This is a genomic window from Oleiphilus sp. HI0043 (assembly GCF_001634935.1).
Map to the genome: position 1 here is coordinate 1 of NZ_LWEY01001937.1, position 795 is coordinate 795.

Annotated in this window: 1 protein-coding gene and 1 pseudogene; both read left to right on the forward strand. The window is 41.0% G+C overall.

All coding sequences use genetic code 11. The annotated features are described in order from the left end of the window. Nucleotides 1-473, forward strand: a 473-nt coding sequence (locus tag A3729_RS29970) for a C39 family peptidase (RefSeq protein ID WP_231877536.1), incomplete at its 5' end; no start/stop codon positions are given. Nucleotides 474-595: 122 nt separating this feature from the next. Then, nucleotides 596-795 (forward strand): annotated as a pseudogene (locus A3729_RS29975) (transporter); the annotation flags it as partial.

Here is a 795-nt window from a genome sequence, read left to right on the forward strand (position 1 = left end):
TGAAGCGTTTGGTAACCGCGCTGGGCTTTCCGGCTGGGGGCTTCAAGGCTGAGTTAAAGGATTTGATTGAGCTGGATCATCCAGCTATCGTGCCAATACATTACGCAGGCTTTAAGCATTTCGTGGTTGTTAAGACAATCAAGGATGGGCGTGTTTTTATTGCTGACCCTTCCAAAGGAAATATAACCTTTACTCTCGAACGCTTTAAAGAAAAGTGGGATCAAAATGTATTGTTCGTTATCTTTCCAGGGAATACAAAACCAATTGATGGGCTTGAGTTAAGAGAAGAAGACTTACGCTTTATTGATGATCAGACATTGTCTTTGCAGGCTTTTGATTATACTCCGGACTACAAAGATAATTTGCGGTATTTATTGAATAACGAGATAGAGCGCCGTAAAAACCAGACAGATGAGTTTGGGAATACTACTTTCGATAATGGTACGAAGTTTTTACATTATCGTCGAAACTAGTTTTTGAATAAGTATATGTCGTGTAAGAAATGTGAGCAGCATTGCTCGTATTAGGAAAGTGGTTAGTTGTTACTGCGTGTAAGAGTCACTGACACAAACTATAAAGATAGAAGGAATAGGTAATGAACTCTTGGGTCATTAGATGCGTGCTACTGGCATCAACCGTGCTGTTTGTTTCGGATATTAGTGCTGAAGAAAGTAATGTTGATAAGGCGCGAGATGCCTTAGCCAGACAGTCAGATGATGAGGACTCTACCAAGCAATTGGAAGAGGTTTTCCAGGCGGCTGAGAAAAACTATTCCTTGCTCAAAGCGGGTGGAAA